Raw genomic sequence first — 21,424 nt, forward strand, 5'->3', positions numbered from 1 at the left:
CGAACCTGTGTACGTGGGTGTGTCTCTTACGCAGGTCTAAGACTGCCATGCTCACGCCCTGCGGCCTGCATCGGCATGGTCATCGGGGCTCCGGGGGCCTTGTCGTCGTCCGCCGGGGTGCCCTCCAGGGCCTCCACCGTCCGCCGCGCGCTGGGGCCGACGACCACCGCCCACTCCTGCGGGGCGTCGGCCAGCCACCCGATGACGAGGGCGCCGAACCCGGGTACGTCCCGGGCGAGTGCGACCAGCAGCCGGTCGAACAGAGCGGCCCCTTCCGGGGTACGGACCAGCAGCATCCCGGTGCGGTGCACCAGGGCCCGGGTGCGGGCCGGTGACCGCCCGGCGCAGCCGGTCGCGGCGGCGCGCAGCAGCGGCTCCAGCACGAGCGGGTCCCGGTGGCCGCCGCCCTGCTCGAAGTCCAGCAGCACCTCCAGCAGCGTGTCCCGCAGCGGCTGGGACGCGGGGCTGCCGGGCGAGGCCAGCACCGCGGCGATCGAGCCCCGGACCGGCGCCGGCGCGGGGCGCTCCCTGAGCAGTCCGGTCAGCAGGGGAAGCAGCAGGGCCCGTGCGGCCGGCCCGTGCTCCAGCCTGCGCTCCAGGTAGGCGGCGGCGTGCGAGGTGTCCCCGGGGTGGCCGCCGACGTAGGCGCGCACGAGTCCGGCGGCGTGCAGGGCCAGCGCGGGAGCGTCGATCCCGGCGAGCGCGCGCAGCACCTCGCCCGCACCGTCCCCGGGCCGTACGAGCCGTTCCCGGTAGGCGGCCAGCACCGCCTCCGGGTGGGTCGGCAGTGCGACGGCGAGCGCGGCGGCGTCGATGTCCGGCCCGTCCGCGGCGAAGGCCCGCAGGGCCTGCGGCAGATAGCGGTCCCGGGTCTGCGGATCGGCCACGAGCAGGGCGAGCGCGGGTCCGTGCAGATCGGTGTCCGCGGGGCGGCCCAGCAGGGCGAGGGCGGCGCGGCGCAGCAGGGCGCGGTCCGTGTCCCGGGTCAGATGCCCGGCCACGAGCGCTCCGTAGGAGGCCGCCGCGATCCGGCGGGCGCGGCGGTCGTCGTCGCGTGACCAGCGCTCCACGGCCCGGCACAGGGCGGCCGGTTCGTCCTCGGCCAGCGCGGCGAGCAGCTCGTCGGCGCGGGGGTGGCCGGAGGAGACGAGCGCGTCGGTCAGCTCGTCCACGGCCAGGCCCCGACGGGCGTAGAGGAGGGCCTGCGCGGCCGCCGCCACAGTGGGCCGGGGGATCGTTCCCGGCTCGGCCGCGAGCGGGTGCTCATCGGTGAACCAGGCGCACAGGAGCGGCTGGACCGTCCGCGGCTGGGCGGCGAGCCTTCGGGCCACGGCGTCCAGGAACCGCCCGCCGTCGCGGTCGCCGGCGGTTTCCGCCTCGGTCGCTCCGGCGGTTTCGGCGTCGGTCGCACCGGCGGTCCCGGTCACGCCGGAAGTCTCGGCGTCCGTCGCACCGGCGGCTTCGACGTCAGTCACTCCGGCGGTCTCGGCGTCGGTGCGTGAGCGCGGCGGCGGGTCGGCGGGGACGAGGCGCCGGAACAGATCCATCCGGTCGGCCTCGGGCAGCCGCAGCCGTCGCCAGAACCACGGCCCGAACTCGGCGTACGCGCCCCGCGCCCCGCCTCCGCCGGCCGAGCTCCCGACGATGCGCCCGGCCAGCAGCCTGAGCACGCCGAGGTACGGCCGGGCGTCGGGGACCCGCAGCAACGTCTCGGACAGCAGGCGCCCGGCCCACCAGAGCGCGTCGGGATGGGGCAGGGCCCGGACCGGGGCGGCTTCGGTGGGCTCGGGGGCGTGTGCGGGCACGGGGGACTGTGCGGGCGTCGTGGACCCTGCGGACCTTCGGGGCCCGGCGGGCTCGGTCGTGCCTGGGAACGTTCGGGGGCCTGGGAGCTCGGTGGAGCCGGCGGGCACTCGGGACCTCGCGGGCGGTGCGGTACCCGGGCGCGCCAGGGCCTCCACGGGCCCCGCGGCGCCTGCCCGCTCCTTGGCGGACAGCCGGTCCAGCGCGCCGATCAGGTCGGCCAGCCGGTGGGCCAGCGCGGCCGGTCCCTGGCGGCGGCCCAGGAGGAGGAGCGCCTCGATCACCGGGCCGATGCGGTGGCGTGGCACGGGAAGCCTGTGCGGCTGCTCCGGTGCGGACGCCTCCTGCACCGGCACGTCCGGTAGCGACGCTCCCTCGGTCCGCGCTCCCTCGGTCCGCGCTCCCTCTGCCGGCGCCCCGCGTGCGGCCTGCCCGCCCGGGCGGCGCGGGTGCGGCACCCGGCCGCCGCGTTCCCCCGCAACCGCGGCCGCACCCGCCCCGGCCTCCGCATGCCACCGGTGCACCAGTGCCCGCAGCGCCGCGTCCAGGTCGAGATGCGCCCCCTGGACCCAGTCCCCCAGCTCCTCGTGGGCGAACCGGTATCCGGCCCCGGCCGGGACCAGCAGCCCCTCCGTCAGCACCGCAGGCGCCCAGCCCGTGCGCCACGGGAAGACCTCCTCGAACGAGGCCCGGTCCAGCTCCCCCTGCCCCGGCCCCAGGCAGCGCCGGGCCGCTTCGTGGACCTGGCCCGCCACCCGCGCCGCCAGCCGCCGCACCGCCGCCCCGTGCGGCGCGGGACGCCACTGGGCGGCGATCCGGACCGCGATGCGCAGGCACATGAGGTCCATGTGCGCGCCGAAGACCTCCTCGGTGCCGGGCCGGCCGGGGGCGTCCGCCGGCAGGGCCTCGCGTACTTCCGCGAGGAGCCGCAGCGTGAGCGGATGCCGGTCGTGGCCCGGGGCGAGCGCGTCGGGCGGGAGACCGTACCGCTCCCGGGCCCGTTCGGCCTGGCCCACGGTCAGGTCGCCGATGCGGACGGCCGACGGGAGCCGCCCGGCGGGGCGGGCGGGACGGTGCAGCGCGCCGGGCGGGCAGAGCGCGCCTGCGGTCTCCCAGTGCTCGGGCCGGCAGGCGACGACGAGCCGCGCCCCGTGGTCCCGCAGCCAGCCGACCGTGCCCGCCGTCCACCGGGCCAGCCGATGGGCCAGGACGGGCGGCATCTCCTCGGGGCCGTCCAGCAGGACGAGCAGCGGGCTGCCCGCGTCCGCGGCCAGCCTGGCCACCCGTTCGGGGGTGGCGGTCGCCATGTCGCCCACGGCCCCGGCGGCGGTGACGATGCGCCCGGCCTGCTGGAGCGTGCGAGCGATCGCGTCGGCCACCGAGGTGTCGTCGGCGAGCAGATCGGCGCCGCGCAGCCACAGGGTGAGCGCGGGCACCGGGCCTCCGGCCCGGCGTGCGGCGAGCGCGGCGAGCTCGGTGGTGCGGCCGGTGCCAGGCGCTCCGACCAGCCCCAGAACCACCGGCGCCGCCTGTCCGTCGGCGGTGGGGCCGGCCGTCGCGAAGGCGTCGGACTCCGCGGCCACGTGGGGTCGTTCCACCGGGTCGAGCCCTGCGGGCGGTCCCTCCGCGAAGCCGGCCGACATGGCGGTGAGCTGGAGCGCCCCCGCCACGTTCAGGTCGGTGCCGTACCCGGGCACCCCGCGCGCGTTGCGCTCCAGCAACGCGCCCAGCGGGCCGTCCCGGTCCGGGCCGGCCAGGGGCACCGCGCATCCCGCGGCGGCCTGCCCGGTACGCAGGGCGGTGCCCAGGACCGCGATGACGGCGCCGCTGTCCGGATCGAGGACGGGCCCCCCGACGGCCGCGCCGCCGAGCCGGAGCGCGTCGCTGCCGTCCGTGCCGAGGGCCAGTTCCAGCGCCCTGCCGATGGTGTGGGTGCGGCCGTCGGCGGTGTAGGTCGCCTGGGCCGTGCCGAGCACGCGCGCTTCGCGCCAGCCGTGCGCGGCGATCGACACATACGTACCGGCGTCGATCCGCTCCCGCAGGGCGATCGGCAGGGGCGGTACGCCCAGCGACTCGGGCCCGCCGGTGGGCAGGAGCGCGAGGCCGAGTTCCGGCAGAGCGGCGAGGCCGGAGGCCTCGACGCGGCAGGTGCGGCCGTCGGCGCCGTGCAGGAGGAGGTGAGGGAGTCCGGCGACCGCCTCGTGGCTGGTCACCACCGTGCCCCGGTCGTCCGCGACGAAGCCCGTCCCCCGCGGCCGGCCCGCCGGATCGCACAGTCGTACCAGCGTCGCCCGGTCCCCGCATCCCATGATCCGACGTTAGGGCCGCGGTGATCGACACGAGAAGCGATCAGGGTAAAAGCGCCCCGTGCGCACCCCCGATTCACTCCGAGCGCCTGCCCGTTGGGGTGAATCGAGGGCGTTCGCCGGACAGAATCCGGTGGGGGGTCGTGGAGCGGGCACAGGGGGCACTGCCCGCTCCACGGGAGGACCCGCAGGCCCCGGAAGGGTCAGGCGAAGACGGCGAGGCTCTTGGCCTTGCCCTTCTGTTCCTCGACGAGGACCAGGAACCGGCCGTCGGGCCCGAACACCGCGACCGGACCCGGCGGGTACGCGGGCATGTCGAGCCGCACCCCGTTGAGGAGCAGCTTGGCCCGCCTCTCGTCGACGTCCCAGCGGGGGAACGCCGAGTCGGCGGCCTCGGCCACCGGCATGACGACGAGCTCCTCCTGGTGCTGGTCGAGCGTCCGGGCGGCGTCGATGCCGTACGGGCCGACACGGGTACGCCGCAGAGCGGTCAGATGACCGCCCACGCCGAGCCCGGCGCCGAGGTCGCGCGCGATGGCCCGGATATACGTACCGGAGGAGCAGACCACCGAGACGACGAGGTCGACCACCGGGGTGCCGTCCTCGGCGACGGCGGGACGGACGTCGTAGACGTGGAAGGACGAGATGGTCACCGGCCGGGCCGGGATCTCGAACTCCTCGCCGCCGCGCACGCGCGCGTACGACCGCTTGCCGTCGATCTTGATGGCGCTGACCTTGGACGGCACCTGCATGATCGCGCCGGTCAGAGCGGCGACACCCGCGTCGATGCCCTCGCGCGTCACCCCGGAGGCGTCCGTGGACGAGGTGATCTCGCCCTCCGCGTCGTCCGTGACGGTGTCCTGGCCGAGCCGGATCGTACCGAGGTACTCCTTCTCGGTCAGCGCGAGGTGGCCGAGGAGTTTGGTGGCCTTCTCGACGCCGAGCACGAGCACGCCCGTCGCCATCGGGTCCAGCGTGCCCGCGTGGCCGACGCGGCGGGTGCGGGCGATGCCGCGCATCTTGGCGACGACGTCGTGCGAAGTGAAGCCGGACGGCTTGTCGACGATGACAAGGCCGTCCGGCGTTTTGTTCTGCGTCATGCGGAAGGTGAGTCCTCGTCCTCGTCCTCCGGCTTGCGGTACGGGTCCGCGTCGCCCGCGTACGCGGCGCCCGAGGACGCCTCGCGCACCTTGGCGTCCGAGGCCCGCGCGCGGTCGAGGAGTTCCTCGATCGCCTTGGCGTTCTCGGGCAGCGCGTCCGCCACGAAGGTGAGGGTGGGGGTGAACTTCGTCCCCGCCGCCGAACCGACCGCGGAGCGCAGGATGCCCTTGGCGCTCTCCAGGCCGGCCGCCGCGCTCGCCCGCTCCTCGTCGTCGCCGTAGACCGTGTAGAAGACCGTGGCCTCCCGCAGGTCGCCGGTGACGCGGGTGTCCGTGATGGTCACGTGCGTACCCAGGCGCGGATCCTTGATTCCACGCTGCAGTTTCTCGGCGACCACCTCCTGGATGAGGTCCGCCAGCTTCTTAGCCCGCGCGTTGTCGGCCACTGGTCCGTCTCCTTGCTCAATCGTCTTCGTCGCTGTGCAGCCGCCGTCGTACGGACAGCAGTTCCACCTCGGGCCGGCCGGCGACCAACCGCTCGCACCGGTCGAGCACGTCTGTGAGGTGTCCGGTTTCCCCGGAGACCACGGCGAGGCCGATCTCGGCCCTGCGATGGAGGTCCTGCCCGCCCGTCTCCGCCACGCTCACCGCGTACTTGCGCTGGAGCTCGGCAACGATCGGACGGACGATGGAACGCTTCTCCTTCAGCGACCGTACGTCGCCGAGAAGCAGATCGAAGGACAGTGTCCCCACATACATGTATGTCCGGATGTCCCGCCGGTTCGGGTTCGCGCCCCGCCGGTGATTGGCAGGGACACAAGAACCGTACACGGAACGGCCGGGGCCGATCGACGGATATACGTCCCGTCGACCGGCCCCGACTGTTGAGGTACGGGTCAGCCTCGCGGCTTCTCGCGCATCTCGTACGTCGCGATGACGTCGTCGATCTTGATGTCGTTGAAGTTTCCGAGGTTGATACCGCCCTCGAAGCCTTCGCGGATCTCGGTGACGTCGTCCTTGAAGCGGCGCAGACCGGAGATGTTGAGGTTCTCCGCGATGACCTTGCCATCGCGCAGCAGGCGCGCCTTGGTGTTGCGCTTGACCTCGCCGGACCGGACCAGCACACCGGCGATGTTGCCCAGCTTGGACGAGCGGAAGATCTCGCGGATCTCCGCCGTACCGAGCTCGACCTCTTCGTACTCCGGCTTGAGCATGCCCTTGAGGGCCGCTTCGATCTCTTCGATCGCCTGGTAGATGACCGAGTAGTACCGGACGTCCACACCTTCGCGGTCGGCCATCTGCGCGGCACGCCCTGCGGCGCGCACGTTGAAGCCGATCACGATGGCGTCGGAGCCGGTCGCCAGGTCGATGTCCGACTCGGTGACCGCACCCACACCGCGGTGCAGGACCCGGATGTCGACCTCTTCACCGACGTCGAGCTGGAGCAGCGAGGACTCGAGAGCCTCCACCGAACCGGACGCGTCGCCCTTGATGATGAGGTTGAGCTCCTGGACCAGACCGGCCTTGAGCGCCTCGTCCAGGTTCTCCAGGGAGAACCGGACACCCTTGCGGGCGAAGTTGGCGTTGCGCTCACGCGCAGCACGCTTCTCGGCGATCTGACGGGCCGTGCGGTCCTCGTCGACGACCAGGAAGTTGTCGCCGGCGCCCGGGACGTTGGTGAGACCCAGCACGAGGACGGGGGTCGAGGGACCCGCTTCCTCGACGTTCTCGCCCTTGTCGTCGAGCATCGCGCGGACTCGGCCGTACGCGTCGCCGACCACCATGGTGTCGCCGACCCGCAGCGTGCCTCGCTGGACCAGGACGGTCGCGACGGCACCGCGGCCGCGGTCGAGGTGGGACTCGATCGCAATACCCTGCGCGTCCTGCTCCGGGTTGGCCCGCAGGTCGAGCGAGGCGTCGGCGGTGAGGACGACGGCCTCCAGAAGAGCCTCGATGTTGAGGCCCTGCTTGGCGGAGATGTCGACGAACATCGTGTCGCCGCCGTACTCCTCGGCCACCAGACCGAACTCGGTGAGCTGACCGCGCACCTTGGTCGGGTCCGCACCCTCGACGTCGATCTTGTTGACCGCGACCACGATCGGCACGTCGGCCGCCTTGGCGTGGTTCAGCGCCTCGATCGTCTGGGGCATCACACCGTCGTTCGCCGCCACCACGAGGATCGCGATGTCGGTGGACTTCGCACCACGTGCACGCATGGCGGTGAACGCCTCGTGACCCGGGGTGTCGATGAAGGTGATACGGCGGTCCTCGCCGTTGACCTCGGCGCCGACCTGGTACGCACCGATGTGCTGCGTGATGCCGCCGGCCTCGCCCGCAATGACGTTCGTCTTGCGGATCGCGTCCAGCAGTCGGGTCTTACCGTGGTCGACGTGACCCATGACGGTCACGACCGGCGGACGCGAGACCAGGGCCTCTTCGCCGCCCTCGTCCTCGCCGAACTCGATGTCGAAGGACTCGAGCAGCTCGCGGTCCTCCTCCTCCGGGCTGACGATCTCCAGGACGAAGTTCATCTCGTCCGCGAGGAGCTTCAGCGTCTCGTCGGAGACGGACTGCGTGGCAGTGACCATCTCGCCGAGGTTCATCATCACGCCGACGAGCGACGCCGGGTTGGCGTTGATCTTCTCGGCGAAATCGGTGAGGGAGGCACCGCGCGACAGCCGGACGGCCTGTCCGTTGCCGCGAGGCAGCATGACGCCGCCCACCGACGGGGCCTGCATGGCCTCGTACTCCTGGCGCCTCTGCCGCTTCGACTTGCGGCCACGACGCGCGGGGCCGCCGGGACGGCCGAAGGCGCCCTGCGTGCCACCACGGCCACCGGGGCCGCCGGGACGGCCGCCGAAGCCGGGACGACCGCCGAAGCCGCCGCCACCACCGGGACGGCCTGCGCCGCCACCGCCACCGCCGCCACCGGGACGACCGGCGAAACCGCCGCCACCGCCACCGGGACCGGCCGGACGGCCTGCGAAGCCACCGCCCGCGGGACGGCCTGCGCCGCCACCGCCGCCGGGACGGCCGCCGCCGCCGGGACCACGGCCACCGCCGGGGCCACCACCGGGACGCGGGCCGGCAGCGGGACGCTGCGGCATCATGCCCGGGTTGGGACGGTTACCGCCGGCGCCGGGGGCGCCGCCGGGACGAGGGGACTGCGGGCGCGGCATGCCGCCCGGAGAGGGACGTGCACCGCCCTGGCCCTGCGGGCGCGGGGCGCCGCCGGGGCCGCCCTGCGGACGCGGGGCGCCGGGGCGCTCCGAGCCGCCACCGGGACGCGGGGCGCCGCCGGGACGGGGGGACTGCGGACGGGCCATGCCCGTCGAGCCACCGGAGGTGAAGGGGTTGTTGCCCGGACGGGGACCGGCCGGACGGGCGCCGCCGGGGCGCGGGGCGCCCTGGCCCGCGGGGCGGGCGGGACGCTCGGCGCCACGCTCTCCACCACGGCCGCCGTCGCGCTGGCCACCGTCACGGCCGCCGTCGCGCTGACCGCCGGCCGGGGCCGGACGGGTGGCGGGACGGGGACCCGGGGTGGCGCCCGCGGGACGCGGGGCCTGCTGCTGCGGCGCTGCCGGCTGGGCCGGAGCCGGAGCCGAGAACTCGGCTGCGGGGACCGGGGTGACCGGAGCGGCCTTGGGCGCCGGCTTCGGGCCCGGACGCGGGCCCGCAGACGGTGCGGAAGGTGCGGCGGGGGTGCTGCTCGGGGCCTCGGCGGCGGCCGGCTTGGGGGCCGGGACGCCGGGCTTCGGGGCAGCGGGACGTGCCGCGGCGGCCGGGGAGGGCGCTGCGGGCTTGGCAGGGGCGGCCTTACGGGGCGCGCCAGGCTTTGCAGCGGACTTGCCGGCGTTGCCGCCGGGCCCCTGCAGTGCGTCAGTCAACTTGCGTACAACCGGCGCCTCGATCGTCGAGGACGCCGAACGTACGAACTCACCGAGTTCTTGGAGCTTGGCCATGACGACCTTGCTCTCCACTCCGAACTCCTTGGCGAGTTCGTATACCCGGACCTTAGCCACTTCGCTCCTTTTAGGTCCGGGTTACCGCCGGACCGTCGCTACTTCATGGGCGTACTCATCGCGTACTCATCGAGTGCTCATCGCAATCTCGACCTACTTCCAACTCGCGAGGTACCTGACCGCACGGGGACCCGTGCCGTTCAATTTCTTACGGTGTCACCCGCTCGACGAACCGCTGCACCGCAGCGGCGTCGAACGGCCCCTTGGCCTTGAAGGCCCGGGGGAAGGCCCGGCGGCGAACCGCCAGGTCCAGACAGACAGAGACGGGGTGTACATAGGCACCCCGGCCGGGCAGCGTACCGCGAGGATCGGGGACGCATGCATCCTCGTCCACCACGATGCGCAGCAACTCGCTCTTGGCCGCTCGCTCCCGGCATCCCACACAGGTTCGCTCGGGGCAAGCGCGGGCGTGCGTCCGGCCAGACACCTTTAAGTCTACCTCCCCGCACCGACCTCACCCCTTTGGGGCAAGAATCGAACGGATGTTGTCGTGATCTCAGCGGCGTGGCGACGAGATCTATTCCCTGCCGCGCCGTCGGTCCGGTCCGGGCGGACCCGTCCGGACCGTCATGGCTCAGCGTCGCTCGGAGCGCTCCCGGGCCCGCTCGGCCCGCTCGCGGTCCGCGACGTCGCGCTCGGCGTCGGTCTCGGTGTCCGGGCGGATGTCGATGCGCCAGCCGGTCAGGCGGGCGGCGAGACGGGCATTCTGCCCCTCCTTGCCGATCGCCAGCGACAGCTGGTAGTCCGGCACGGTGACCCGGGCGGAGCGCGCGCCGAGGTCAACGACCTCGACCTCACTCACCCGTGCGGGCGACAGCGCGTTGGCGACCATCTCGGCCGGGTCGTCCGACCAGTCCACGATGTCGATCTTCTCGCCGTGCAGCTCGGCCATGACATTGCGCACACGTCCGCCCATCGGGCCGATGCAGGCGCCCTTGGCGTTCAGGCCCGAGCGGGTGGAGCGGACGGCGATCTTGGAGCGGTGGCCGGCCTCGCGGGCGATCGCGCAGATCTCGACGGATCCGTCGGCGATCTCCGGGACCTCCAGCGCGAAGAGCTTCTTCACGAGGTTGGGGTGGGTCCGCGACAGCGTCACGGAGGGGCCCCGGACGCCCTTGGCGACCCGGACCACGTAGGTGCGCAGCCGCAGGCCGTGGGTGTACTCCTCGCCCGGGACCTGCTCCTGCACCGGCAGGATGGCTTCGAGCTTGCCGATGTCGACCAGGACGTTCTTCGGGTCCTTGCCCTGCTGGACGACGCCGGTCACGACATCGCCCTCGTGGCCCGCGTACTCACCGAAGGTTCGGTCGTCCTCGGCGTCGCGCAGCCGCTGCAGGATGACCTGCTTGGCGGTGGTCGCGGCGATCCGGCCGAAGCCCGACGGGGTGTCGTCGAACTCCTTGGGCTCCTGGCCCTCCTCGAGGTCGGCCGGGTCCTCCTTGGCCCACACGGTCACATGGCCGCGCTCGTCCAGCTCCACGCGCGCCTTGCGGTAGCTGCCGTCCGTGCGGTGGTACGCGATGAGGAGGGCCGACTCGATCGCCCCGACGAGCACGTCGAACGGGATCTCCTTGTCCTGCGCCAAGCCCTTCAGAAGCTTCACATCGATGTCCACGGCTACGCCTCCTCTTCCTTCTTGTCCTTGCGGTTGAATTCCAGCTCCACGCGCGCCTTGGCGATCTCGGCGAAGGCGATCCGGCGGGACGTGGGCTTGCGGCCCTTGACGCCCGGCACCTCGAGATCGAGACCTTCTTCGTCGACCGCGAGGATGCGGGCGACGAACTCGTCGCCCTCGACCGGGGTCAGCCGGGCCAGGCGGCCGGTGGCGCGTACGTAGTGGCGGTGCTCCGTCAGCGGGCGGTCGGCACCGGGAGAGCTGACCTCCAGGACGTACTCGTCCTCGCCCATCACGTCGGTCTCGTCGAGCTTCTCCGAGATCGCGCGGCTCAGATCCGCGCAGGCGTCGAGCTCCACGCCGTCCTCGGAGTCCACGATGACTCTCAGCACCCGGCGGCGGCCGGCCCGGGACACTTCGATCTCTTCCAGATCCAGCTGCTCCGCGCTGACGAGCGGTTCTACCAGCCCGCGCAGCCTCTCGCTCTGGGTGGTGCTCATCCGGGTGACTCCTCGGCCGCGTGTGCTGTTGTGGGGATCCTCGTGTGTCTGGTCAAAGGGTATCCGGTCCCAAGGGGTGTTGCTGTCCGTCGGCCCTCCGGGCGCGGGTACGCTCACCAACAGTGATCACTTCCGGACAGATCCAGTCAAGACAGGTCCAGGCCCGAAGGAGAACAAGTGCGGCGCACGGGGACGACGCGCAGGGGAGCGCTGACCGCGACGGGAGCGATCGCCATGGGGGCGGTGCTGGCGGGGTGCGGCGGCGATGACGGGCGCGCCGGGCCCGAGAAGTCCGCACGGCCCGGCGCCCGGACCGCGGCGGACCGTTCCCCGGCGGAGGTGTCCTTGCGGGCGGCCGCCCGCTCCGTGAGCACCGCGCTGTTCGCCCAGTACGAGGCCGTGGTCGCGGCCCATCCGGAGACCGCGGCCGGGCTCACCCCGCTGCGGGACGCGGTGCGCGCCCACATCACGGCCCTCGGTCCGGGTGACACCCTCGGTCTCGTCCGGACCCGGCCCGGCACCGGTGGCGCCGGGGCGGCGGTCAGGGAGCTGGCCGCCGCGGAACGCCGCGCCGCCGCCTCGCACACCGAGGCGCTGATGAAGGCTCCGCCGGAGCTCGCCCGGCTGCTCGCGTCGGTCGCGGCGGCGGCCTCGGCCCACGCCTATCTGCTGACCGCACTGGCCAAGGAGACGAAGGCATGAGCGAGGACGGAACGCTGGAGGGCGCACAGGCGGCCCTGGCCGCCGAACACGCGACCGTGTACGGGTACGGAGTGGCGGGCGCCCGGGTCCCGTCCGACCGCCGCGCCGAGGCCACCGCCGCGCACCACGCCCACCGGGCGCGACGCGACGCGCTGGTCCGCACGGTGCGCGACCTGGGCGGTGAGCCGGTGGCCGCGGGCCCTGCCTACGCCCTGCCGTTCGCCGTACCGGACGCCGCCGCGGCCGTGCGCCTGGCCGCCGTGCTGGAGGACCGGGTCGCCGATGTGTACTCCGACCTCGTACGGGCCTCCGAGGGCCCGCTGCGGCGGTCCGCGGCGGACGCGCTGCGGGAGGCAGCGGTGCGGGCGGTCCGCTGGCGCGGCAGCGGCGTACCCTTTCCCGGGCTCGCCGAGCGGGCCGCGGACGGATCCCGCACGGACGGGACCGGTCCGGCGGACAAGGCGGCGGAGGCCGGCGCGGAAGCGGGGCCCGACGCCGGGCCGGCCGGCCCGGCGCACTGAGAAGGCTCTGAAAGGGAACACGGCACGTATGGGTTTTGAACCGCCGCAGCGTCTGGTGCGAGCGCTCGGCGAGTCGTACGGGGATACGGCCGCCGGGGACTGGCTCGCGGGGCTTCCCGGGCTGACCGAGCAGGCGCTGGCCGCGACCGGCCGGGGGACGACCGTGGAACGGGTCGCCGCCCCGGGCGGGCGCAGCAGCCTGGTCCTCCTGGTACGGGACGCCGACGGCACCCCGGCGGCCCTGAAGCTCGCCCCCGCCGGAGCCGCCCCGGAGCTCGAGAGGGCCGCGCTGGCGCACTGGAACGGCTGGGGCGCGGTGAAGCTGATCGCGTCCCCCTCCGGGGCCGCGGGGGGCGCCCTGCTGCTGGAACGGCTGCACCCCGAAGTGTCGCTGCGCTCGCTCCCGGAGGCGAAGGCGCTCCTGGAGGCGGCCGGGACGGTGCGGCGGCTGTGGGTCGACCCGCCGGCGGGGCACTCCTTCGAGACGGTCGCCGGGCGGACCGGGCTGCGCGTGGACGCGATGCGGGCGTCCGCGGCGGCCGATCCGGCGCTGGAGCCCCTGGTCTCGGCGGCGCTGGCGGCCCGCGAGGAACTGGTCGCCCACTCCCCCGAGACCCTGCTGCTGCACGGCAACTTCCGGCAGAGCAAGGTGCTCTCGGGCGAACGCACGCCCTGGCTCACGGTCGGCCCCGAGCCGGTGGTCGGCGAGCGGGCCTACGATCTGGCGCGCCTGGTGCGGGACCGGGTCGAGGACCTGATCGCCTCGCCCGGTGGCGCGATGACCGCCCGGCGCAGGATCAAGAAGCTCGCGGACGCGCTGGACGTGGACCCTGAACGGCTGTACGGCTGGACGCTGTTCCGCGCCGTGGAGTCCGGAACCCGGGCGCTGGCGGCCGGGCGCCGCCAGGAGGGCGAAGTGACGCTGGAGTTCGCGGGCTGGCTCTGAGGGACCGATACCGAAAGGTCCCGCGCGCATCCTCGGTCTCTCCTGGCGAAACGGCCCCGCACGCATCCTCGGTCCCTCACGCCGAAGGGCCCCGCACGCATCCCGGGTTCGGATCCGTGCGGGGCCCTTCGGCGTATGACGGGCTATCAGTCCTGGGCGGTGAGGCGGGCGATCGCCTCGTCGACCGTGAGCTCCTCGCGCTCGCCGGTGCGCCGGTCCTTCAGCTCCAGGACGCCCTCGGCCGAGCGGCGGCCGGCGACCAGGATCTTCGGGACGCCGATGAGCTCGGAGTCGGTGAACTTGACGCCGGGCGAGATGCCCGGGCGGTCGTCGACCAGCACGCGCAGGCCGGCGGCGTTCAGCTTCTCGGAGACGTCGAGCGCGAGTTCGGTCTGGAGCGCCTTGCCGGCGGCGACGACGTGCACGTCGGCCGGGGCGACCTCGCGGGGCCAGCACAGGCCCTTGTCGTCGGCGGTCTGCTCGGCGAGGGCGGCCACGGCGCGGGAGACGCCGATGCCGTACGAGCCCATCGTGACGCGGACGGGCTTGCCCTGCTGGCCGAGCACGTCGAGGGAGAAGATGTCGGCGTACTTGCGGCCGAGCTGGAAGATGTGACCGATCTCGATCGCGCGGTCCACCTGGAGGCCGGCGCCGCAGTTCGGGCAGGGGTCCCCCGCCTCGACCACGACGACGTCGAGGTAGTCGTCGACCTCGAAGTCGCGGCCCGCGACGACGTTCCTCGCGTGCTTGCCCTCCTTGTTGGCACCCGTGATCCAGGCGGTGCCGGCGGCGACGCGCGGGTCGGCGATGTAGCGGACCTTCTCCAGCCCCTGCGGGCCGACGTAGCCGCGGACCAGGTCGGGACGGCCCACGAAGTCCTCGGCGGTGACGAGCTCGACGACGGCCGGGGCGAGGTGCTCGCCGAGCTTGCCGAGGTCGACCTCGCGGTCGCCGGGCACGCCCACGGCCACGATCTCGCCGTCGACCTTGACCAGGAGGTTCTTCAGCGTCGCGGAGGCCGGGACGCCGAGATGGGCGGCGAGCGTCTCGATGGTCGGGGTGTCGGGGGTGTCGAGCTCCTCGACGGGGGCGGTCGCCGAGCCGTCGACCGGGGTGGCCTTGTAGGTCACGGCCTCGGTGTTGGCGGCGTAGTCGCAGTTCGGACAGTCGACGAAGGTGTCCTCCCCGGCGGGCGCGGGGGCGAGGAACTCCTCGGACGCCGAGCCGCCCATGGCGCCGGAGACCGCGGAGACGATGCGGTGGTCGAGGCCGAGCCGCTCGAAGATCCGGATGTAGGCGGCGCGGTGCAGCTGGTACGCCTCGGCGAGACCCTCGTCGGTGGTGTCGAAGGAGTACGAGTCCTTCATCTGGAACTCGCGGCCGCGCAGCACACCGGCACGGGGGCGGGCCTCGTCGCGGTACTTGGTCTGGATCTGGTACAGGATCACGGGCAGGTCCTTGTAGGACGAGCACATGTCCTTGACGATCTGGGTGAAGATTTCTTCGTGGGTGGGGCCGAGGAGGTAGTCGGCCCCCTTGCGGTCCTTGAGCCGGAACAGCAGGTCGCCGTACTCGTCGTAGCGGCCGCTCGCCTCGTACGCCTCCTTGGGGAGCAGCGCGGGGAGCAGGACCTCCTGGCCGCCGATGGCGTCCATCTCCTCGCGGACGACGCGGGTGATGTTCTCCAGGACCTTCTTGCCGAGCGGCAGCCAGGACCAGATGCCGGCCGCCGTGCGGCGTACGTACCCGGCGCGGACGAGCAGCTTGTGGTTGAGCGTCTCGGCGTCCGCCGGGTCGTCGCGCAGTGTCTTGATCATCAATCGGGACATGCGCTGGACCTGGGCCATGATGAACTCCTGCTCGGAAGGGTGATGGGCCCGAGGTTAGCCGGGCGGCACCGGCGGGCGGAAATCGATTGTCCCGGACCGGCCGCCACACGGGGGGCGGGTGAGCCGGCGGGGTTGGGTGCGTGCAGCCGCGAGGCGGAGGACCGAGGCATGGCGCAGGTGGCCTCCCCCAACTCCGGCGAACCCGGGAGCACGGGGGGCCATGGTGATCGACGACCATGCCGGAGGGGGCCCTTCCCGGTTCGAGCGAAGCCGCGAGCCGGGAGGGGGCGTGCCCAGCCCCGCAGCGTCGCCCCATGGGACGGCCGGTCTCAGGCGGGGGTGCGGCGGAGCAGCGGAAGCGGTGCTCCCATCACCGCGTACGGCATGGGAGCACTGGGGAAGCGCACCTGGCGGGCCAGATCCCGGTAACCGAGCGAGCGGTACAGACCGCGGGCCGGGCTCTCCGTGTCGATGGCGGAGAGGATCGAGCGGGGCTGGTCGACCGCGTCGGTGATGGTGGTGATGAGGGTCCGGCCGATGCCGCGGTTCTGGAACTCCGGGTGGACGTGGAGTTCGGTGATCACGAAGGAGTCGTCGAGCCAGCCGGCCGTGCCGTTGGCCCGCAGATGGGGCTCGACGACGGTGGACCACCAGTGGACGCGCTCGTTGGGCATGCCGTAGACGAATCCGACGAGGCCGCCGTCCGGGGTGACGGCTCCGAGCGCGCGTGCGCAGGGGTGGTCGAGGTGTCTGAGGACGATGTGGCGGCGTACTTCGACCTCTTCGGGGCCGAGTCCGAAGGCGAGGGCCTGCACGGCCAGCGCCTCGTCCACGCGTGCGGCGAGATCGATCGGGCCGATCCGGACGCTGGGGGTGTGGGGTCCTTCCCCGGAAGCTGCTGCCATGAGCCGACCCTACTGTCCGGGACGGGGCAGGGGGTACGGGCCGGGAGGGGCCGGCGGCGGCGGACCGGAACAGCGCGGTCGTGCGGGCCCAGGAGGGCATGTCCGCGGGGGCTCACCCCAGCACGCCGTGTGGACCCCCGACAGCACGCTCGTGCGGGCGCCCAGCAGCGCGCCCCTGCGGCTCAGAACAGCACGCTCATGAACGCGCCGGTCTCACGGAAGCCGATGCGGCGGTAGGCCTTGCGCGCGGGGGTGTTGTAGTCGTTCACGTACAGGCTGACGATCGGTGCCACATCGGCCAGCGCGTACCGCAGGACGGCCGCCATGCCGGTCTCGGAGTGGCCGCGGCCGCGGAATTCGGGCGCGACCCAGACCCCTTGGATCTGGCAGGCCTGAGCGGTGGTGGCTCCGATCTCGGCCTTGAAGACGACCTTGCCGTCCTCGATCCGGGCGAAGGAGCGGCCGGCGGCGATGAGTTCGGCGACGCGGGCCTGGTAGAGGAGTCCGCCGTCCCCGGCGAGCGGGGAGATGCCGACCTCTTCGGTGAACATGGCGACGCAGGCAGGCATCAGGACGTCCATCTCGTCCTTGCGGACGCGCCGGACGAGGGGGTCGGGCGCGACGTCGGCGGAAGGACTCTCGGTGACCATGAGGGGCTGGTTGGCCCGGACCTCGCGCGCGGGGCCCCAGCCCGGTTCGAGGAGCCGCCACAGCTGCGCGGTGGGCTCGGCGGGCCCCACGATCGAGGAGCAGCGGCGGCCTGCCCTGCGGGCGCGGTCGGCGAAGGCCCGGACGGCCTCGGGGGTGGCGCAGATGGGGACGAGGTTGGCTCCCGAGTAGCAGAGGGAGCGCAGCTGTCCGCCCGCGTACCAGCCCCACATCTCGCCGCCGAGGCGCCAGGGGTCGAGGCCCGCGATCCGGACCCGCGAGGTCACGAAGGCGTTGGCTACGGGTTCGCTCTCCAGCACCGCGAGAGCGGCGCCGAGGTCGCTGGGTTCGAGGACCCGGGTGGTGGTCTGCGTCAACACGAGGGGGCCTCACCATACGGTCTGCTGATTTCCGCACTGTACCCAAAGAGGATGGGACACGCCGCTCGTGCCCGGGAACAGCCCGTGCGGAGGCCGGTGACCCGGCTCACGAGGAGCGCCCCGCGCGGAGGGTTCCTCCGGCGGGGCGCTCTCGTGGATGTCATGGGTCAGCCAGGGGATGTCATGGCTCAGCTGATGGAGACCTGGGGCTCGCCGGAGGCGATGCCGTCCTTCTCCATCTGCTCGGCGATCTTGAGGGCTTCCTCGATGAGCGTCTCGACGATCTTCGACTCGGGCACGGTCTTGATGATCTCGCCCTTGACGAAGATCTGGCCCTTGCCGTTGCCGGAGGCCACGCCCAGGTCGGCCTCGCGAGCCTCGCCGGGGCCGTTGACGACACAGCCCATCACGGCGACGCGCAGCGGGACCTCCATGCCTTCGAGGCCCGCGCTCACCTGGTCCGCCAGCTTGTACACGTCCACCTGCGCACGGCCGCACGACGGGCAGGACACGATCTCCAGCCGCCGCTGCTTCAGGTTCAGCGACTCCAGGATCTGGAGCCCGACCTTGACCTCCTCGGCCGGCGGCGCGGACAGCGAGACGCGGATCGTGTCACCGATGCCCTCGCTGAGCAGGGCGCCGAAGGCGACGGCCGACTTGATGGTGCCCTGGAACGCGGGGCCCGCCTCGGTCACGCCGAGGTGCAGCGGGTAGTCGCACTGGGCGGCGAGCTGCCGGTAGGCGTTGACCATGACGACCGGGTCGTTGTGCTTGACCGAGATCTTGATGTCCCGGAAGCCGTGCTCCTCGAAGAGGGACGCCTCCCACAGGGCCGACTCGACGAGGGCCTCCGGCGTCGCCTTGCCGTACTTCTTCAGCAGCCGCGCGTCCAGCGAACCGGCGTTCACGCCGATGCGGATCGGCGTCCCGGCGTCGTTCGCCGCCCGCGCGATCTCCTTGACCTTGTCGTCGAACTGCTTGATGTTGCCGGGGTTGACCCGCACGGCCGCGCAGCCCGCGTCGATCGCGGCGAAGACGTACTTCGGCTGGAAGTGGATGTCGGCGATCACCGGGATCTGCGACTTGGAGGCGATCGTCGCGAGCGCGTCCGCGTCGTCCTGGGTCGGGCAGGCCACCCGCACGATCTGGCAGCCCGAGGCGGTCAGCTCGGCGATCTGCTGGAGCGTCGCACCGATGTCCGACGTACGCGTCGTCGTCATCGACTGCACCGAAACCGGCGCGTCCCCACCGACCGCCACCGACCCGACCTGGATCTTGCGGCTGACCCGCCGTACGGCGAGCTGGGTCGGAACGGTGGGCATTCCGAGAGAAATCGCAGTCATGCGCTGAGCATCCCCAAGGTGTGGATCAAGGTCCCGAAGTCGGCGGGCTCCGGCCTTCGAGGTTACGGCACCGAGCACGGCGTGGAGCACACCGCGTCCGGGAACCCGGGCAAAATATGGGGTCCCGGACGCGCCGTGCGCATCCGCCGTCACTCGGGGTACGTGCGGCGCTCGGACGGGCCGGTCAGGAGATCTTGACCGGATTGACGACGTCGGCGACCAGGACGAGCAGGGTGAAGCAGATGAACACCCCGGCGACCACATAGGCGACCGGCATCAGCTTGGCCACGTCGAACGGGCCGGGGTCGGGACGCTTGAAGACACGTGCCGTGTTCCGCCGCAGCGCCTCCCACAGCGCGCCCGCGATGTGGCCGCCGTCGAGCGGCAGCAGCGGCAGCATGTTGAAGAGGAACAGCGAGAGGTTGAAGCCGGCCAGCAGGAACAGCATCATCGCGACCTGGTTCTGCGCCGGTACGTCCAGCGTCATCACCTCGCCGCCGATCCTGGCCGCGCCGATGACGCCCACCGGGGAGTCGTCCGCGCGCTCCCCGTCGCTGAAGGCCGCGTTCCACAGGCCCGGGATCTTGGACGGCAGCGCGATGATCGAATCGACGCCGTTCTCGAGCATGTCGCCCATGCGGACCACGGAATCGCCGAAGGAGAGCGGGACGATCTCCGTCTTCGCCGCGAAGCCGAGGTAGCCGGCGGAGACGAACTTCCCCGGGACGACCTCGCCGTCGGAGTCCTTCTTCGCCACGGCGTTCTTCTTGAGCACGGCGTGGAGGGTCTGCTCCTGCCCGTCGCGCCGCACCGTGATCGTGGCGGGGCCGATCGTGTCGCGGATCTTGTCGGACAGAGTGGACCACTCGTCGATCTTCTGGCCGTTGAAGGCGACGATCTTGTCGCCCACCTTCAGGCCCGCCGCCTTCGCGGGTGAGACCGGGTCGGACTTCTTGCAGGTCTCCCGCTTCTCGCTCTGGGAGATCACGCACTTCTGGACGCCGGCGACATCGGTCGTCTGGGTCTGGAACCCGAAGGTCATAGACACACCGAGGAAGATCGCCACGGCCAGGATCAGATTCATGAACGGTCCGGCGAACATGACGATGACGCGCTTCCACGGCTTGCGCGTGTAGAAGAGACGCTTCTCGTCGCCCGGTTCCAGCTCCTCGAAGGCGGCGGATCGGGCGTCCTCGATCATGCCCCGCCACGGCGAGGTGGACCGCGCCTCCAGCTTCCCGTCCGGTCCCGGCGGGAACATCCCGATCATGCGGATGTAGCCGCCGGCGGGGATGGCCTTGAACCCGTACTCCGTGTCGCCCTTCTTCCGCGACCAGATGGTCGGGCCGAAACCGACCATGTACTGGGGGACCCGGATGCCGAACAGCTTCGCGGTCGACAGGTGGCCCAGTTCGTGCCAGGCGATGGAGAACAGCAGCCCGACGGCGAAGACGGCGATGCCGAGAATCGTCAGCAGGATCGTCGTCATACTCATGCGCGCGCCTCCGCGGTGGCCTTGGCCGAGAGTTCCCGGGCCCGGGTCCGTGCCCAGGCTTCCGCTTCAAGGACGTCCGCGACCGTCAGCGAAGTTCCCGTCGCGGGCGTTCCGTGTTCGGACACCACCGCGGTGACCGTGTCCATGATGCCGTTGAACGCCAGCCGCCCGTCCAGGAACGCGGCCACGCACTCCTCGTTCGCCGCGTTGAACACCGCCGGGGCGGTGCCGCCGAGCGTGCCCACGTGCCGGGCGAGGCCGACGGAAGGGAAGGCCTCCGTGTCGAGCGGGAAGAACTCCCACGTGGAGGCCTTCGTCCAGTCGAAGGCGGGCGCCGCGTCGGGGACGCGCTGCGGCCAGCCCAGGCCGATGGCGATCGGTCCGCGCATGTCGGGCGGGGTGGCCTGGGCGAGGGTGGAGCCGTCGGTGAACTCGACCATGGAGTGCACGTAGGACTGGGGGTGGACCACGACCTCGATCCGGTCGAAGGGGATGTCGTAGAGGAGGTGCGCCTCGATGACCTCAAGACCCTTGTTGACCAGGGTGGCCGAATTCACCGTGATGACCGGGCCCATGGCCCACGTCGGGTGGTTCAGCGCCTGTTCCCGCGTGACGTCGGCGAGCTCGCTCCTGGTACGTCCCCGGAACGGGCCGCCGGACGCGGTGACGACGAGCCGGCGCACATCGGCGCGCGTGCCGGCCGCGAGCGCCTGGAAGAGCGCGGCGTGTTCGGAGTCGACCGGGATGATCTGCCCCGGGGCGGCGAGCGCCTTGACCAGCGGGCCGCCGACGATCAGTGACTCCTTGTTCGCGAGCGCCAGCGTGCGGCCCGCCTTCAGCGCCGCCAGGGTGGGCGCGAGACCGATCGAGCCGGTGATCCCGTTCAGCACGGTGTGGCAGTCGCTGCCGGCCAGCTGCGCGGCGGCGTCGGGTCCGGCCAGGATCTCGGGAGGCTGCTCCCCCGCTCCGTACTCCTCGCGCAGCGCCTCGCGCAGGGCGGGCACCGCGTCCGGAGAGGCGACGGCGACCGTGTGCACCCTCAGCCGGCGGGCCTGTTCGGCGAGGAGGGCGACCCGGCCGCCCGCCGCGGAGAGCGCGGTGACGCGGAAGCGGTCGGGGTTGCGCAGCACCAGGTCGATGGCCTGGGTGCCGATGGACCCGGTGGAGCCGAGGATGACGAGATCCCGGCGGCCTTCCACGGCGTCGAAGACGAGGTGCGGGTCGGCGAGGGGGGCGGGGCTGTCGCTCATGCCCCCCATTGTCACCGCATCGGCTGTGCGCGTGGACGGCGCGCCCCCCGCGCCGCGTC

17 protein-coding genes are annotated in these 21,424 nt (G+C 72.7%); 3 read left to right on the forward strand and 14 right to left on the reverse strand.

What is annotated here, in order from left to right; translation table 11 throughout:
* Window positions 1–26: 26 nt before the first annotated feature.
* The 8 genes from E6R60_RS28395 to rimP all read right to left on the reverse strand — a co-directional run bounded on the left by E6R60_RS28395 (window position 27) and on the right by rimP (window position 11,346).
* Entirely contained in the window at window positions 27–4,112 is a 4,086-nt protein-coding gene (locus E6R60_RS28395; protein ID WP_136329546.1) for a serine protease, read from the reverse strand.
* Between the two features lie 200 nt (window positions 4,113–4,312).
* Complete coding sequence (gene truB / locus E6R60_RS28400) at window positions 4,313–5,209, reverse strand: tRNA pseudouridine(55) synthase TruB (protein WP_136329547.1); 897 nt, start codon at window positions 5,207–5,209, stop codon at window positions 4,313–4,315.
* Window positions 5,206–5,655 carry a 30S ribosome-binding factor RbfA gene (gene rbfA, locus E6R60_RS28405; protein ID WP_136329548.1) on the reverse strand — a complete coding sequence of 150 codons (450 nt, stop codon included), beginning with the start codon at window positions 5,653–5,655 and terminating at the stop codon, window positions 5,206–5,208. Before rbfA ends, truB begins: the two co-directional genes overlap by 4 nt.
* A 16-nt stretch (window positions 5,656–5,671) precedes the next feature.
* Window positions 5,672–5,968: a DUF503 domain-containing protein gene (locus tag E6R60_RS28410; RefSeq protein WP_136329549.1), complete on the reverse strand. Its 297-nt coding sequence runs from the start codon at window positions 5,966–5,968 to the stop codon at window positions 5,672–5,674.
* A 137-nt stretch (window positions 5,969–6,105) separates the two neighbouring features.
* A complete protein-coding gene (gene infB, locus E6R60_RS28415) occupies window positions 6,106–9,231 on the reverse strand; it encodes a translation initiation factor IF-2 (protein WP_136329550.1) in 3,126 nt (1,041 codons plus the stop codon).
* 148 nt (window positions 9,232–9,379) lie between these two features.
* Window positions 9,380–9,658, reverse strand: coding sequence for a YlxR family protein (locus E6R60_RS28420; RefSeq protein WP_136329551.1), 279 nt, complete (start codon window positions 9,656–9,658; stop codon window positions 9,380–9,382).
* A gap of 147 nt (window positions 9,659–9,805) precedes the next feature.
* Complete coding sequence (gene nusA, locus E6R60_RS28425) at window positions 9,806–10,846, reverse strand: transcription termination factor NusA (protein ID WP_136329552.1); 1,041 nt, start codon at window positions 10,844–10,846, stop codon at window positions 9,806–9,808.
* Window positions 10,847–10,848: 2 nt separating this feature from the next.
* Window positions 10,849–11,346, reverse strand: coding sequence for a ribosome maturation factor RimP (gene rimP, locus E6R60_RS28430; protein ID WP_136329553.1), 498 nt, complete (start codon window positions 11,344–11,346; stop codon window positions 10,849–10,851).
* 177 nt (window positions 11,347–11,523) lie between these two features.
* Between rimP and E6R60_RS28435 the strand changes: the two genes are divergently transcribed.
* Genes E6R60_RS28435 through E6R60_RS28445 form a run of 3 tightly spaced genes read left to right on the forward strand, consistent with a single transcriptional unit; the run spans window position 11,524 to window position 13,515 of the window.
* Window positions 11,524–12,048, forward strand: a complete 525-nt coding sequence (locus tag E6R60_RS28435; protein ID WP_136329554.1) for a hypothetical protein — start codon at window positions 11,524–11,526, stop codon at window positions 12,046–12,048.
* Window positions 12,045–12,569, forward strand: coding sequence for a ferritin-like domain-containing protein (locus E6R60_RS28440; RefSeq protein WP_136329555.1), 525 nt, complete (start codon window positions 12,045–12,047; stop codon window positions 12,567–12,569). Before E6R60_RS28435 ends, E6R60_RS28440 begins: the two co-directional genes overlap by 4 nt.
* Window positions 12,570–12,597: 28 nt before the next feature.
* The gene (locus E6R60_RS28445) at window positions 12,598–13,515 is read left to right on the forward strand and encodes an aminoglycoside phosphotransferase family protein (RefSeq protein ID WP_136329556.1); all 918 of its coding nucleotides are present in this window, start codon (window positions 12,598–12,600) and stop codon (window positions 13,513–13,515) included.
* Between the two features lie 146 nt (window positions 13,516–13,661).
* On the opposite strand, the gene E6R60_RS28450 is transcribed toward E6R60_RS28445, so the two are convergent.
* From E6R60_RS28450 to dxr, 6 genes are all read right to left on the reverse strand, one after another.
* Complete coding sequence (locus E6R60_RS28450; RefSeq protein WP_136329557.1) at window positions 13,662–15,362, reverse strand: proline--tRNA ligase; 1,701 nt, start codon at window positions 15,360–15,362, stop codon at window positions 13,662–13,664.
* Between the two features lie 311 nt (window positions 15,363–15,673).
* Window positions 15,674–16,249: a GNAT family N-acetyltransferase gene (locus E6R60_RS28460; protein WP_136329558.1), complete on the reverse strand. Its 576-nt coding sequence runs from the start codon at window positions 16,247–16,249 to the stop codon at window positions 15,674–15,676.
* A gap of 182 nt (window positions 16,250–16,431) precedes the next feature.
* On the reverse strand, window positions 16,432–17,274 hold the full coding sequence (locus tag E6R60_RS28465) for a GNAT family N-acetyltransferase (protein ID WP_136329615.1): 843 nt from the start codon (window positions 17,272–17,274) through the stop codon (window positions 16,432–16,434).
* 191 nt (window positions 17,275–17,465) lie between these two features.
* Entirely contained in the window at window positions 17,466–18,620 is a 1,155-nt protein-coding gene (ispG, locus tag E6R60_RS28470; protein ID WP_136329559.1) for a flavodoxin-dependent (E)-4-hydroxy-3-methylbut-2-enyl-diphosphate synthase, read from the reverse strand.
* A gap of 184 nt (window positions 18,621–18,804) precedes the next feature.
* On the reverse strand, window positions 18,805–20,115 hold the full coding sequence (locus tag E6R60_RS28475) for a site-2 protease family protein (RefSeq protein ID WP_136329560.1): 1,311 nt from the start codon (window positions 20,113–20,115) through the stop codon (window positions 18,805–18,807).
* Window positions 20,112–21,365, reverse strand: a complete 1,254-nt coding sequence (dxr, locus tag E6R60_RS28480) for a 1-deoxy-D-xylulose-5-phosphate reductoisomerase (protein ID WP_136329561.1) — start codon at window positions 21,363–21,365, stop codon at window positions 20,112–20,114. Before dxr ends, E6R60_RS28475 begins: the two co-directional genes overlap by 4 nt.
* Between the last annotated feature and the right edge of the window lie 59 nt (window positions 21,366–21,424).

The sequence above is a fragment of the Streptomyces sp. A0642 genome, from assembly GCF_004795105.1.
Classification (GTDB): domain Bacteria; phylum Actinomycetota; class Actinomycetes; order Streptomycetales; family Streptomycetaceae; genus Streptomyces.

What these genes read in the sequence shown, in the direction of transcription:
- E6R60_RS28395 (WP_136329546.1), bottom strand. Translation starts at nt 4,112, where the DNA reads ATGGGATGCGGGGACCGGGCGACGCTGGTACGACTGTGCGATCCGGCG.
- truB (WP_136329547.1), bottom strand. Translation starts at nt 5,209, where the DNA reads ATGACGCAGAACAAAACGCCGGACGGCCTTGTCATCGTCGACAAGCCG.
- E6R60_RS28410 (WP_136329549.1), bottom strand. Translation starts at nt 5,968, where the DNA reads ATGTATGTGGGGACACTGTCCTTCGATCTGCTTCTCGGCGACGTACGG.
- rimP (WP_136329553.1), bottom strand. Translation starts at nt 11,346, where the DNA reads ATGAGCACCACCCAGAGCGAGAGGCTGCGCGGGCTGGTAGAACCGCTC.
- E6R60_RS28440 (WP_136329555.1), top strand. Translation starts at nt 12,045, where the DNA reads ATGAGCGAGGACGGAACGCTGGAGGGCGCACAGGCGGCCCTGGCCGCC.
- E6R60_RS28445 (WP_136329556.1), top strand. Translation starts at nt 12,598, where the DNA reads ATGGGTTTTGAACCGCCGCAGCGTCTGGTGCGAGCGCTCGGCGAGTCG.
- E6R60_RS28450 (WP_136329557.1), bottom strand. Translation starts at nt 15,362, where the DNA reads ATGGCCCAGGTCCAGCGCATGTCCCGATTGATGATCAAGACACTGCGC.
- E6R60_RS28460 (WP_136329558.1), bottom strand. Translation starts at nt 16,249, where the DNA reads ATGGCAGCAGCTTCCGGGGAAGGACCCCACACCCCCAGCGTCCGGATC.
- ispG (WP_136329559.1), bottom strand. Translation starts at nt 18,620, where the DNA reads ATGACTGCGATTTCTCTCGGAATGCCCACCGTTCCGACCCAGCTCGCC.
- E6R60_RS28475 (WP_136329560.1), bottom strand. Translation starts at nt 20,115, where the DNA reads ATGAGTATGACGACGATCCTGCTGACGATTCTCGGCATCGCCGTCTTC.
- dxr (WP_136329561.1), bottom strand. Translation starts at nt 21,365, where the DNA reads ATGAGCGACAGCCCCGCCCCCCTCGCCGACCCGCACCTCGTCTTCGAC.